The sequence below is a fragment of the Candidatus Saccharibacteria bacterium genome (assembly GCA_016699955.1).
In the GTDB taxonomy this organism is placed as follows: Bacteria; Patescibacteriota; Saccharimonadia; order Saccharimonadales; family UBA4665; genus JAGXIT01.
The window spans coordinates 581,758-596,266 of the sequence record CP064993.1 but is presented as its reverse complement, the minus strand read 5'-3'; the positions used below and the strand labels follow the sequence as shown (position 1 = coordinate 596,266).

Below are 14,509 nucleotides of genomic sequence, written 5' to 3'. Positions count from 1 at the left end.
TATTTTGTACAACGTTTTTTTACATACATGTTACTAATAAGCATTTCGTTGACAATCGCTTAACCTCAACTCGCCAACATTATTGCAATGCAAAAATGTTGCTCTTGCTATTTTGGATATATATTTTCTGGGAAAATAGCACGGTGCGTCGGTTAGATGCATAATAAAGTTTTACCAATAGAAAAAGCCCTCCACGAATGGAGGGCTTAGTCATAAAACGGCACCGTGCTATTTTCCCAGGGCTAGAAGACCCAAGTATTGTAACCGCTGAGAGGCTTAACTGCTGTGTTCGGTATGGGAACAGGTGTGACCCTCTCGCTATGGGCACCGACATAACTGAGACAAACCTACGGTTTTTCTCGGTCGCGCGGAGTCGCGGAATAAATCCGCTGGCTTCGGCTGCTCTTTTCCCTTGGTACAAGGAATAGTCACAGTCGGTGTCGATGTCCATTACAATTAGACGATAGTATGTAAAAAAGAGCAAGCAATGTTAAAACAAACGTTGCTACCAGCATGGTAAAACCACACCAATAACTAGTCAATGCACTTTTTTGCCTATGAACCATGCACGTAAAATGCACGATTCATAGGTCGTAAAAAGTCAATGGGGCGATTAGTACGCTTCGGCTGAATACATTACTGCACTTACACCTTGCGCCTATCAACGTGATAGTCTTTCACGACCCTCATAGGGAAATCTAATCTTGAGGCTAGTTTCGCGCTTAATATGCTTTCAGCGCTTATCTATTCCGCACGATAGCTACTCAGCAATGCCCTTGGTAGAACAACTGATACACCAGCGGTGCGTCCGCCCCGGTCCTCTCGTACTAGGGGTAGATCCTCTCAAATTTCCTTGCGTCCACAGCGGATATAAACCGAACTGTCTCACGACGTTCTGAACCCAGCTCACGTACCTCTTTAACCGGCGAACAGCCGGACCCTTGGGACCTGCTTCAGCCCCAGGATGAGATGAGCCGACATCGAGGTGCCAAACAGCATCGTCTATGTGAACTATTGGATGCTATAAGCCTGTTATCCCCGGCGTAACTTTTATCCGAAAGCGCTGCCGATACCACACTCTTGTACAAATGTACTGACAGCGGAAAACTTACTCCGACTTTCGTCCCTGCTCGGCTTGTAGGCCTCACAGTCAAGCTAGCTTATGCGTATACACTATCACTACGATTTCCATCCGTAGTTAGCTAACCTTTGAACGCCTCCGATACTCTTTAGGAGGCAACCGCCCCAGTTAAACTACCCACCAGACACGGTCCGGAAGCCAGAAACTAATAACGAGGAACTCAAAACATTATGTAGTTTTGTCTCATTACCAATTTGTGGCTCCCGTAAGAACAAGATCATAACAAGGGTGATATTTCACTGGTGGCTCCACCGAGACTAGCGTCTCTGCTTCAAAGCCTCTCACCTATACTACACATGTTATAACCCGGCTCAATGTCAAGCTATAGTAAAGCTGCACGGGGTCTTTTCGTCCTGCTGCGGACAGACGGCATCTTTACCGTCAATGCACTTTCACCGAGCTCTTCGTTGAGACAGTACCCATATCATTACTCCATTCGTGCGGGTCAGAACTTACCTGACAAGGAATTTCGCTACCTTAGGACGGTTATAGTTACCGCCGCCGTTCACTGGGGCTTCAGTTCGCTGCATACACAACTCCCCTTAACCTTCCAGCACTGGGCAGGAGTCAGCCCGTATACATCCACTTTCGTGTTAGCACAGACCTGTGTTTTTGGTAAACAGTTGCATGGGTTCCTTAGCTGCGGCCCCCTCACTCTACCTATGAGACAAACCTTGCGGTTTTTCTCGGGCTGCTCTTTTCCCTTTCGGGTCCTGAAGCAGCTTTGTAAATAGTGTGTTTGGGACAGCTTTCTTTCTGATATGTCTCAAAAGATCTTGGTAGACATGCTAGCTGCAAGAAGTTATAAACTTGCAGTAGCAATCATAGTTTTCAAAAAGAAAACTGGCATACTCACCTGTCATAGACAGAGTGAGGGGGCAGACCTTATCCCGAAGTTACGGTCGCTTGTTTGCCGAGTTCCTTAACGAAGAATCACTCGTACACCTTGGTCTTCTCGACCTGAGCACCTGTGTCGGTTTGCGGTACGGATGGCATGTACCACGCGTTATATTGCTTTTCTAGTCAGCACTTTCATAGGAATTCAACCTGATGGTCGTTTCATTCGTACGTGTTTCTCGTACTTAGACGGATATAACCATGAATCCGCTCCTACTACTATGCCGCGCACATATAACAAATACATGCCAGTACAGGAATATTAACCTGTTGTCCATCGCCTACGCTACGCGCCTCGGCTTAGGACCGACTAACCCTGGGACGATTACCGTGGCCCAGGAAACCTTGCTCTTTCGGTGGGCAGGATTCTCACCTGCCTTATGGTTACTCATTCCAACATTCTCACTTCCTCACGCTCCACTCAGACCTCGCGGTCAAGCTTCAACGCAGAGAGGAACGCTCCTCTACCACTCCTAGATAAATCTAGAAATTCACATCTTCGGTGCTATGCTTAGCCCCGTTACATTTTCCGCGCAGGGTCTCTTGACTAGTGAGCTGTTACGCACTCTTTAAATGAATGGCTGCTTCTAAGCCAACATCCTAGTTGTTTAAGAAACCCCACCTCGTTTCCCACTTAGCATAGACTTGGGGACCTTAGATGGTGATCTGGGCTGTTTCCCTTTCGAGCGACGAGCTTAGCCCCGCCGTTCTGACTGCTGTAGTTCCGCATGTGGTATTCGTAGTTTGTCAAGGGTGGGTAATCTTACGACCCCCAGTCCAAAACAGAGCTCTACCCCCACATGTTACCGTACAACGCTAGCCCTAAAGCTATTTCGAGGAGAACCAGCTATCTCCAGGTTCGATTGGCATTTCACCGCTAACCACAGGTCATCCGGGCGTGTTGCAACTCGCTACGGTTCGGTCCTCCACGTCGTTTTACCGACGCTTCAACCTGCCCATGGTTAGGTCACCTGGTTTCGGGTCTATTCAACATGACTATGCGCCCTATTCAGACTCGCTTTCGCTTGGCTTACGTCATATGACTTAAGCTTGCCATGCCAAATAACTCGTTGGATCGTTCTACAAAAAGCACGCCGTCACCCGCTCATCACAAATGATGAGCTCCATTTAGCAAGTAGCAGATATCGTTGAGCAGAAATTTAGCCAGTTTTAGATCGCAGACACTGAAGTCTGATACCTGTTACATGTTTTATGCTAAATTTATGTCATCTGTTAACTGTTTTCTGCCAAATACTCTTCATCTATGAAGAGCGGGCTCCGACTCCTTGTACGCACACAATTTCAGGTTCTATTTCACTCCCCTCCCGGGGTTCTTTTAACCTTTCCCTCGCGGTACTTGTTCTCTATCGATCATGCAATATATTTAGCCTTGGAGGGTGGACCCCCCAGATTCAGTCAGGGTTTCACGTGTCCCGACTTACTCGACAACCGAGTTTGCTCTAGATACACAGCCGAAGCTACGTAACCGACAGCAAGCTCTTTGCAAATATAAGGTTGATGAAACTTGGCGTACCGGGCTATCACCGTCTATGGCGCAGCTTTCCAACTGCTTCTGCTCGCCTCATCAATTTTTGACCTTATGCTAGACACTGGTAGATCTAGCTGCCTCGTGTGGACTCCCGCCGAAGCGGACTCCCACACAAGGATGTTTGCAATGTCACAACCCCTAATTTACATTCGTCTACCAACTTATTTGCCAGTAATAAATTACCAGGCAAAAGCAAAATAGGTTTGGGCTGTTCCGGATTCGCTCGCCACTACTACCGGAATCGTTGTTTACTTTCTCTTCCTCGCCCTACTAAGATGTTTCAGTTCAGGCGGTTACCTACTCACTATCCTATATATTCAGATAGCGGTGATTAGACATTACTCTAACCGGGTTTCCCCATTCGGACATCTCCGGATCAAAACATATTTGGCTGTTCCCCGGAGCTTTTCGCAGCTCATCACGTCCTTCTTCGGTATTGCATGTCAAGGCATCCTTTGTGTGCGCTTGAGTAACTTTTTACGAAAGATGAGATCGAAATCTCATCTGTTTTGTGCAATTTGCTCGATTACCCGAAGGTAGTCGAGCTAAATCACGAACACTTACTCGTAAAAATAAATGCTCGTGTTGACTAGTTATTGGTATGTACCACATCTGGCAATTTGAAAACCAGTGTGATCGCACATCAATAGCCGTTTGTCTTAAATTAAGACGTATGTGTTTACAAAGACACATACGAATTGCTTTTTTGTTCGCTGTAACTCCCAAGGATTATCTCGGGCGATGTCGAGCGAACAAATTCTCTTCTCTTACATATTCAACTTGTTAAGTTGCTACCCAAGACACTTCACCGCAGCCTGTTTCTTGTAAAAAGAATAGACGTCGATGCGTTTTTAGCTTGAGTTTAAGCTTAAAGCTTGGCGGTTTATCTCCGTTTTGGCTTCGTTACCGAAGCTTCACTGTCTAAACTCAAGCATCCGTACAATTCTACTCTTTTTTACAGGGGCGGTCAAGCATATGCCGTAGTCATTTTTGCAACACCCTCGCCCCTGAAAACGTTCTTCAGTTTTGTAATATATATCACAAAAAAATCCGCTGCCTGCGGATTTTTGAAACTTTTTGATAGGCGACGAGCGTTTCGTAATTCTAGCCTAGACATTGTTATAAAATTTTAATTAGATCTGACTGGTGGGCGATGAGGGACTCGAACCTCCGACCTCGTCATTATCAGTGACGCGCTCTAACCAGCTGAGCTAATCGCCCATCGGTCAGATCTAATTGAATTGTTAACTAGTCTTGCCCAATCTACCAACGATTGTGGCGACGCTTTTGACGCGTCTGGTAAATTCGTTTTGGTGGAGACGCTGTGCTTTAGGCACTGCGCCCCCATGAATTTTCCCTAATTTGCTAGGGTGAGCAGACGATCAAACGGATTCATTCCGTTCCCCTGTTTGGATGAGAAAAACTTAACGTTTGTCTCAAAATATTTGGTGGAGTGACGGGGACTCGAACCCCGGACCCCCTGCTTGCAAAGCAGGTGCTCTAGCCAACTGAGCTATCACCCCTCGACCGCAGTATTTTACCGGAATGCACCCTTAAAAACAAGTTTGGGCCCCTACATTCTATCCCGAAGTGCAACAAAACCGGCTAACTGTCTTGCCTGTACGTAGTATCTCTGCTGAATAGGCGTGCGGAAATTGTATCGTTTTCTTGGACGGTTGTTAAGCTTGGTTTCTACGACTTTGAGTTGTCTTGGGGTAATCGTCTTAAAGTCGAATCGTTTTGGGTAGTATTGGCGGACAAGGCTGTTTAGATTTTCATTACTGCCACGCTGTGATGGCGTATAGGCATCAGCAAAGTACACAGCTATGGCAGCATTGTTTCGCAGACGCTCATACTCGGCAAACTCGGTACCACGGTCATATGTAACAGTCCGGATGGGGAGCCCGGACTGTGCATATTGTTTCAGCCGCTTAGCGGTGTCGTCAGCTATCTTACGTGCGTCATAGCCAAGTACTAACCCGAGCAGACACTCCCCACTTGTTCGATCAACGTGGGTGGCGATTCGGTCTTTAGTGTCCAACCCAACAATTGTGTCGCCTTCGAAGTCACCTAGACGAGTTCGCTGTTCAATCACTGCGTCACGGCTCTGAATTGGCGGCAGAGCTTTCTGCCTAGCCTTGATGCGTTCGTTCGTACCGTGATGACGGTACGGTCTGCCGCCGCGCCGAAGGTGCTTTTGAAGCTGTTTCTTATCTGTTTTGTTGGAGCAAAGATCGATATAGTCGTAAATGGTTTGCCAGTGAAGTACAATACCGTAGTTTCGTCTTAAGCCACCGGCAATCTGCTCGGGTGACCACTCATTTTTGAGTAGACGATGTCTGACGTACTGTTCGAGCCAGTCGCCAGACTGGTATGCCAACCGCAGCCGGCTTTGGTTTGCATTCAAACGTCGTGTGGTTGCAGCACGCTGGGCACTGCGCGGTTCATAGAAACGGTTGGCAAGATGAACTTCGCGTACTGCGCTGCAGTAATTCTCTCCTGCTTCGTATTTGTCCTGGGCGAGACCGCTACCTCGGGCATGGCGGCAGTCTTTGTCGAGAATGGTCGGGCGTTTGGGCAGTGGTATCTGGACTGGTTTGTCTCGTGTTTTGTTGCGAGCCAGCTCACGACTGATGGCCGAACGATTGACGCCAATCCTACTGGCGATATAGCTTTGGTTTCTGTGTTCTTGCAGTAGTGTTGCTATGACAACACGGTCATCTGAGATAAGATGACGATAGGACATTAGCTGTCTCCTTTCATCGATTATTAGTTGCTGAACACACCTAATTCTAGAGACAAGGCAGACGAGAAGCTAATGTCCTACTTTTTTAGAGGATAGTTTTGGTTTGTTGCACTTGGAGGTCGAATTAAAGGCCAAATATAGTTTGTGTTGCTATACTAAATATATGAACATTGAGATTGCGCCAGCCATAGAAGAAGACATACCAGACATACAATCTATACTGTCACACGGCATACGCAGCAAAATGTACCGGGGTGATTTGGCATGGGGCGAAACGACAACAGATGAGACCAATTTGAAGGCTATTGTGGCTGGCGGCAATATGTACGTTGCCCACACCGACGAGGAGATTGTCGGCGTATTTATGCTTTTCTGGGATGACTTGGCGCGGTGGGGCAAACAACCACCCATAGCCGGTTACCTGCACCGTTTCGTCGTTGCGCCTGGCCTACGTGGTCAACATGTTGGCAGCCAAATCATAGACCTCATTTGTGCAGAAGTTGCCAAACAAGGCCGCCAGTATCTTCGACTGACCTGCCCGTCTGACAACGAAAAGCTCCAATCCTACCATCTATCACATGGCTTTGTCCGCGCAGACAGCAAGGCTGTTTCTAGCCACCTGCCACAACCCATGGCCTACTTTGAACGACATGTTAGTGGCACTACCGAACAGCCTTCGTTGGCTAGCCAGGACGCCAAAAAAAAGTTCCGCTTCCCCTTCACCCAACGATATGAATGAATATAAAATCGTAATATGAATGATAAACGTACACCATTAATAGTCCGCTTCATAGGATCTGTGTTAGTCTCAATTATTGCACTAGTGTTTCTGTTCGGCATGTACACCGATTGGGTTTACTTCGGTACTTACGATAAAATTGGCCTTAGCGGCATCCTACTAAGTTTTGGCTTGATTACGTATGTTCCGGTTCTAGTAGCGGGTGTATATGTAAGCATAACAAGTTATCTTAAACTTCGAAAAACAGAAACGCCACACAGTCCCATCCGTTCGAATGCTTCAATATACTCACCGAGCAGAAAAAACTACCTTATTGGCGCAATTACATTCATTTTGGTTGCGATAATTTTTGCTCTATTCGCTGCAAATGAAATTGCAGTTAATTCTGGTCGTGGTCAATATTTTGGTGGAAGCACCGTATCCATGGTTGATACACTTATCATGATTTCAGTGGCGAGCGTAATTATGTCCGCTTGTCTCTGTTGGGCGTACTTTAGATTGAGAAAATAAAAAGGAGCCCTCTCGCAAGTGTGGGGCTCCTTATAATTCAGACTAGCCGTGCTGTGACTGTTAAAAACTGAGTAGTGCAACCTCTCCTTGCGGAGAGAAAATGCTGTTTTCGGTACATATTGATGCAAGCATCATTATGTACCTACGAACTGCATTATCAACGTCAAGTTCACAAGGTTCAGAAACTGAATGTGCCGTCCGATAAAAACCGGAAATTGAATTGTCAGTACTGATTTACAATCCATCGACATCGACCTAACTCTGCATTGATTACTCGTTTGCAGGTTAGTTTCTCCCTAGAAAGGAGGTAATCCATCCGCACGTTCCCGTACGGATACCTTGTTACGACTTAACCCCAATCATCTGGTTTACCTTAGGGCGAGGCGATGCTCACACGTCAGGTACCCCCGACTTTCATGGTTTGACGGGCGGTGTGTACAAGACCCGGGAACGTATTCACGGTAGTATAGCTGACCTACCGTTACTAGCGATTCCGACTTCATGCAGGCGAGTTTCAGCCTGCAATCTGAACTGGGACCGGCTTTGATGGGATTTGCTCCGTCTCGCGACTTGGCAGCCCTTTGTACCGGCCATTGTAGCGTGTTTGTAGCCCCAGATGTAAGGGTAATACTGACCTGACATCATCCCCTCCTTCCTCCCCGTTACCGGGGCAGTCTAGCCTGAAAAATACAACAGACTATAAGGGTTGCGCTCGTTGATGGACTTAACCAAACATCTCACGACACGAGCTGACGACGGCCATGCAACACCTGTCACTTGGCTCTAAAAGCACTCTTTCCTTTCGGAAAAATTCCAAGGATGTCAAACCTGGGTAAGGTTCTTCGTTTACCATCGAATTAAACAACACGCTCCACCGCTTGTGCGGGTCCCCGTCAATTCCTTTATGTTTTAGTCTTGCGACCGTACTCCACAGGCGGGATGCTTAACGCGTTAGCTTCGCTACAAGAGGGGTCGATACCTCTTACAGCTAGCATCCATCGTTTACGGCGTGGACTACCGGGGTATCTAATCCCGTTTGCTACCCACGCTTTCGTGCCTTAGTGTCAGGGACGAGCCAGTTACCTGCCTACGCCATCGGTATTCCTCCTTATATCTACGGATTTCACTCCTACACAAGGAATTCTAGTAACCTCTCTCGCCCTCTAGCTGAGCAGTTTCTGTAATGTGTATATGGTTGAGCCACACGCTTTCACTAGAGACATACTCTGCCACCTACGCAACTCTTTACGCCCAGTAATTCCGGATAACGCTTGGATCCTCCGTATGACCGCGGCTGCTGGCACGGAGTTAGCCGATCCTTATTCATATGCTACCGTCATATTCGTCACATATAAAAGCAGTTTACGACCCGAAAGCCTTCATCCTGCACGCGGCGTTGCTCCATCAGACTTTCGTCCATTGTGGAAGATTCCTTACTGCTGCCTCCCGTAGGAGTCTGGGCCGTATCTCAGTCCCAGTCTGGCTGATCATCCTCTCAGACCAGCTAACGATCGTCGACTTGGTGAGCCATTACCTCACCAACAATCTAATCGTACGCAGGCCGTTCCCAAACCGCCGAAGCTTTACTCCGTGGAGCACATGCGGTATTAGACACCATTTCTGGTGCTTATCCCTCAGTTTGGGGTACGTTCCTACGCGTTACTCAGCCGTCCGCCGCTCGTGTACTCCCGAAGGAGCCTTACCGCTCGACTTGCATGTATTAGGCACGCCGCCAGCGTTCATCCTGAGCCAGGATCAAACTCTTCAAAAAAGAATTTGTCTTAGCATCAGTTATAAAACTGACTTACTTTTGAATCTAGTACAGATTCGAAATTTCTAAAACAATTCACGCTAGTTTTACCTAGCAGTGTGAACTGACGTTGATTGTCCCCCTCGTTATAAAGGGGACGTTGCACTACTCAATTTTTAACGTCCAAGTTTGAGAGACACAAAATAGAGACCTCAAAAGCACTAGCTGGCTATTGTATAGACCATTTCAGCCCAAGTCAAGGATATATTTGCCCGAATGTGTTGTATTTGATACATCTAGCTAATTAGTTTGAGTTTTCTACCCCAATGCAATGCTTGGGTTGGGTGTTCGCTGTCTGGTTGGCAGCATTGTTCCCGCCAAGCCATCACCCATTTCATTGCTACCACCATCAATGATTGGAACAAACCCCGATCTGTGCGCATGTGTGCGTAGGAAGAAACCGTCTGGCATGTAAAAGCCCCCTCCGGTATTTTTCGAATCATACATATTCCGCCGTCTACTAAATGTGAAGTTCTACTTTGTTGGCTTTTCTGCTGACTCAATGACAACGTCTTCATCGTCTTCATCTAATAGCTCTGATTTGTCTACAAGGGCTAGCGAAACTACTTGATCCCCGTCATTGAGGCGCATGATACGTACTCCCTGCGTCGCGCGGCCGAGTGCGGGTATGTCTTTGAGCCCCAAGCGAATGGTTTGTCCGTTTTGGCTGATAATTATGACCTCCTGGTCGGCACTATCACTTAATGTATTCACCCCAACAAGCTCACCAGTTTTACTATTGACTACCGCCGATCGTATACCGACCCCACCACGTGCATGTGGCGTAAACTGAGCAACTTTTGTGCGCTTACCATAGCCGTAGCGACTAATGACAAATATACTGCTGTGCTCGTCTACAACGTCCATGCCAATGACATAGTCGTCGCTACGAAGCCGTATGCCACGAACACCACGACTTACTCGACCCATTGGTCGCGCATCGCGTTCATGGAACCGAATAGCTTGGCCTTGCTTAGTGCTAATGACGACTTCGTTGTCGCCACTTGTCTGTCTTATCCATTTCAGCTCATCACCATCGTCTAGGTTGATGGCAATAAGACCCGAGGTACGCACATTTTTGTATTGTTCAAATGGTGTTTTCTTAACAACACCTTTTTTCGTACACATGATCAGATTTGCAGTCTGCTCACTATCGCTTTTCGAAACATTTATAACGGCACTAACGGTTTCCTCTGGTTGCAACTGCAGCAAGTTCACAATAGCTACACCCTTGGCGTTTAAGGAGGTGGCGGGCACTTCGTACGTCTTAAGGCGGAACACGCGTCCTTTGTTTGTGAAGAAAAGCAGATAGTCGTGCGTAGACGCATTTACAACGTGTTCGATGACATCTTCCTCACGCGTAGCCATGCCACGACGACCTTTACCACCTCGGCCTTGGCGCTTGTATTCAACCAAAGTGCTCCGTTTTACATAGTTAGCCGATGTAAGCGTTACAACTACCTGTTCGTCTGGGACAAGATCCTCGTCACTTAGTCTATTGAGTTCACTCGGCACAACCATGGTGCGACGCTCGTCACCATACTGTTTCTTGAGCTGTTTAAGCTCGTCTTTTATTATGCTGAGTATTCTTTTTTCATCGGCCAAGATTGCCTCAAGTTCTGAGATTAGTTTTATGAGCTCAGCAAGTTCATCCTCAATTTTCTTTCTTTCCAAGCCAGCCAATGTCCTGAGCTGCATGGCAAGGATTGCTTTTGCTTGAATTTCACTGAAAGCAAATTTTTTGATCAAGTTGGCTTGAGCTTCTTCGGTCGTTTCACTAGCCCGAATTGTTCTAATAACTTCATCTATATTATCAAGGGCAACTTTAAGCCCTTCAAGAATGTGAGCGCGATCTTTTGCCTTACGTAGTTCAAATTCTGTTCGGCGCCGCACAACTTGTTGCCGATGTTTGATATGCTCATTCAAAATATCTTGCAGACCCAATACACGCGGCTGTATGCCGTCTATGAGAGCCATCATGTTGTAATGAAAACTTGTTTGAAGCGGCGTAAGCTTGTACAGCTGGTTGAGCAGCTTCTTAGGATATGCATCTCTTTTGAGGTCTATGACGATGCGTACCTTTCCACGGGCGCTCTCGTCGCGGAGGTCACTTATGCCAGCGATTTTCTTATCTTTGACGAGATCGGCTATTTTTATAACCAGGCTCTCTTTATTGAGCGAGTATGGGATTTCGCTAATAACTATCTGGTGCCTACCCTTGTTCCCTTCGATGATTTCGGCGACACCGCGTACAACTACACCGCCACGGCCAGTTGCATATGCCTGCCGGATCGAGCCTGCGCCGTAAACAATTCCACCTGTTGGAAAATCTGGCCCCTGTATAAACTCAAGAAGCTTTTCCAGTGATGCATCCGGATGATCAATTTTGTATACAGTCGCATCCACAACTTCCCCTAAGTTATGTGGTGGGATATTTGTAGCCATACCGACAGCAATGCCAAGCTGGCCATTGAGCAGCAAGTTGGGCAACTTGGCGGGCAAAACTGTTGGCTCCTGTGTCGTACCGTCGTAGTTATCACGAAAATCTACTGTATCTTTGTCTATGTCGGCGAGTAGCTCGTCGGCTACTCGATGCATTTTGGCCTCAGTGTAACGCATTGCGGCTGGCGGGTCTCCGTCCATAGAGCCGAAGTTACCCTGCCCATTTACCAGCATATACCTCGTAGACCATGGCTGAGCAAGGCGTACCATTGCATCATAGATTGATGAATCACCATGCGGGTGATATTTACCCATGACTGCACCGACTACATTGGCGCTTTTACGATGACGGGCAGAGCTTCTTAAGCCCTCTTCGTGCATTGAGTACATAATTCGTCGGTGAACTGGCTTCATGCCGTCTCGTACATCCGGCAACGCGCGGTCAATGATAACACTCATGGAGTACCGCAGATAGCTGTCTTCCATGACATTTTCAACACTCCGCCGTTCTACTAGGCGAGAGTGGCTCATACCTTCTACGATTTCAACAGCATGACGGTCAATCAGATCATCATCTGTATATGTAGTAGCATTGGCTGCTGACAAAAGAGCATCTTCGATCGGTTCAGGGTTGGGTGCTTGCGGTTGGTCTGCCATACTAGATATCCAGGTCCTTCACAAATTTAGCGTTTGCTTGAATGAATGTTTTTCTCAGGTCAACTTCAGTGCCCATGAGCTTATTGAAAATTGCGTCAGCTTTTTCAGCATCTTCTACTTTCACCTGCACGAGAACTCTTTTCTCCGGATTCATGGTCGTCTCAAAAAGCTGCTCGGCATCCATCTCTCCAAGACCTTTGTACCGCTTTTGCTCGATAAATCCAGCTTGTTTGTAGCGCTCGTCATCAGGATTGATTTTAATACCTTCTGCTTTACGCTTAGCGATGGTCTCGTCGAGAGATATGTCTAGTTCTGCCTCATCGTAAATAAAAACACTGTTCTTACGCCCCGTCTTTACTAATTCAAATAACGGCGGCTTTGCTAGGTAGACATGGCCACCGTCAACAACTTCCTTCATATATCGGAAGAAGAATGTGAGTAGTAGTGTAGCAATGTGGCTACCGTCAACATCAGCATCAGTCATTATGATAACGCGGTGATAACGCAAACCCTCGACACTAAACGAGTCCCCTATACCGACACCTAGTGCTTTAATGAGGTTCAAAATCTCGTTATTGGCAAGCATTTTATCAAGGCGGGCGCGCTCAACATTGAGCACCTTACCTCTAAGCGGCAAGATGGCTTGAGTCTTGCTATCCCGACCAGTTTTTGCCGAACCACCGGCTGAGTCGCCTTCTACAAGATAAATCTCAGAGCTTGCGGGATCCTTACTTGAGCAGTCGGCCAGCTTGCCTGGCATACTTGCGCCGTCAAGCACACCTTTGCGGATAATGTTATCCCTCGCCGCTCGGGCGGCTTTGCGCGCACGGGCTGCAAGTAACGACTTACCGATAATTTTTCGAGCAATAGCTGGGTGTTCTTCGAGATAGTAGGAAAGGTATTCGGTCATCACCTGCTCAACATGACCACGAACTTCAGGATTGCCGAGCTTGTTTTTTGTTTGCCCTTCAAACTGTGGTTCGGGAAGTTTCACAAGAATCACCGCTGTTAAACCCTCTCGGGTATCTTCGCCGCTCAAATTTTCTTCTTTTTCTTTCAGAAGTCCCTGTTTGCGCGCGTACTCGTTTATAACGCGCGTCAGAGCCGATCGGAACCCGGTCAAGTGAGAGCCACCGTCTGGGTTATAGACATTGTTAGCAAATTGCTTAATTGTTTCACTAAAACTTTCGGTGTACTGAAGAGCTACCTCAACCTGAGTATCATCTACTGTTTTGTCGACGTAGAATATGTCCTCGTCGACAGGTTCTTTGCCAACGTTAAGATTAGCTACATATGACTTTATACCGCCTTCAAAATAGAAACTGTATTTTTTACCATTTGAATGATTGATTAGTGTAGTTCGTACGCCTTTTGTGAGATACGCCGCGTGACGCAGTCGATCTAAAATTGTGTCGTAACTAAATGTCGTTCCTTCGCTAAATATACTATCGTCGGCAGAAAACATTATTTCTGTGCCGTGTTTATCTGAGTCGCACTTGCCAGTGACTTTTAGGTCACCCTGAGGAACGCCTGTTTCGTATTCTTGAAAATACACCTTGCCGTCACGATACACCGTAACAGAAAGTTTAGTCGCAAGAGCGTTTACAACGCTTACACCGACTCCGTGCAGTCCCCCCGACACTTTATAGCCACCGCCACCAAACTTACCTCCTGCATGCAGTACAGTAAGGACTGTTTCTACAGTGCTTTTGCCTGTTTTTGGGTGAATATCGGTCGGTATGCCGCGACCATCATCGGTCACCCGTATAGCACCGTCTTCGAGCATTTCGACAATAACGTGCGTAGCATAACCTGCAAGTGCTTCGTCTATACCGTTGTCTACTAGCTCCCACACCAGGTGGTGCAAGCCTTCTATACCCGTCCCACCTATATACATTCCTGGTCGCTTCCGAACTGGCTCAAGCCCCTCTAGCACCTGAATCTGATCGGCAGAATACTGTTTGCTTTGACTCACTAAAAATCCCCTCTACGTTTTGGTTCTACACCTTTGTACTCGC

6 protein-coding genes, 2 tRNA genes and 3 rRNA genes are annotated in these 14,509 nt (G+C 47.1%); 2 read left to right on the top strand and 9 right to left on the bottom strand.

Features of this window, described 5'->3' with window-relative positions; genetic code table 11:
- Positions 1-215: 215 nt before the first annotated feature.
- The 5 genes from rrf to IPL85_03090 all read right to left on the bottom strand — a co-directional run bounded on the left by rrf (position 216) and on the right by IPL85_03090 (position 6,333).
- Positions 216-332: ribosomal RNA gene (gene rrf / locus IPL85_03110) — 5S ribosomal RNA — on the bottom strand.
- Between the two features lie 260 nt (positions 333-592).
- Positions 593-4,067: ribosomal RNA gene (locus IPL85_03105) — 23S ribosomal RNA — on the bottom strand.
- A 664-nt stretch (positions 4,068-4,731) separates the two neighbouring features.
- Positions 4,732-4,808, bottom strand: a tRNA-Ile gene (locus tag IPL85_03100).
- Between the two features lie 225 nt (positions 4,809-5,033).
- Positions 5,034-5,110 (bottom strand) — tRNA-Ala (locus IPL85_03095).
- A 50-nt stretch (positions 5,111-5,160) separates the two neighbouring features.
- Positions 5,161-6,333, bottom strand: a complete 1,173-nt coding sequence (locus IPL85_03090; protein ID QQS20399.1) for an IS30 family transposase — start codon at positions 6,331-6,333, stop codon at positions 5,161-5,163.
- Positions 6,334-6,496: 163 nt separating this feature from the next.
- Between IPL85_03090 and IPL85_03085 the strand changes: the two genes are divergently transcribed.
- Together IPL85_03085 and IPL85_03080 are read left to right on the top strand one after the other, a co-directional pair.
- Positions 6,497-7,072 carry a GNAT family N-acetyltransferase gene (locus IPL85_03085; protein ID QQS20398.1) on the top strand — a complete coding sequence of 192 codons (576 nt, stop codon included), beginning with the start codon at positions 6,497-6,499 and terminating at the stop codon, positions 7,070-7,072.
- Between the two features lie 15 nt (positions 7,073-7,087).
- Positions 7,088-7,582, top strand: coding sequence for a hypothetical protein (locus IPL85_03080; protein ID QQS20397.1), 495 nt, complete (start codon positions 7,088-7,090; stop codon positions 7,580-7,582).
- 300 nt (positions 7,583-7,882) lie between these two features.
- Here the strand turns inward: IPL85_03080 and IPL85_03075 are convergent.
- From IPL85_03075 to gyrB, 4 genes are all read right to left on the bottom strand, one after another.
- Positions 7,883-9,353, bottom strand: a 16S ribosomal RNA gene (locus IPL85_03075).
- A gap of 297 nt (positions 9,354-9,650) precedes the next feature.
- Positions 9,651-9,803, bottom strand: coding sequence for a hypothetical protein (locus IPL85_03070; GenBank protein QQS20396.1), 153 nt, complete (start codon positions 9,801-9,803; stop codon positions 9,651-9,653).
- 63 nt (positions 9,804-9,866) lie between these two features.
- Positions 9,867-12,365: a DNA gyrase subunit A gene (gyrA, locus tag IPL85_03065; GenBank protein ID QQS20430.1), complete on the bottom strand. Its 2,499-nt coding sequence runs from the start codon at positions 12,363-12,365 to the stop codon at positions 9,867-9,869.
- 127 nt (positions 12,366-12,492) lie between these two features.
- Positions 12,493-14,466 (bottom strand): DNA topoisomerase (ATP-hydrolyzing) subunit B, encoded by a 1,974-nt coding sequence (gene gyrB, locus IPL85_03060; GenBank protein QQS20395.1) that lies wholly within the window; start codon positions 14,464-14,466, stop codon positions 12,493-12,495.
- Positions 14,467-14,509 lie beyond the last annotated feature (43 nt).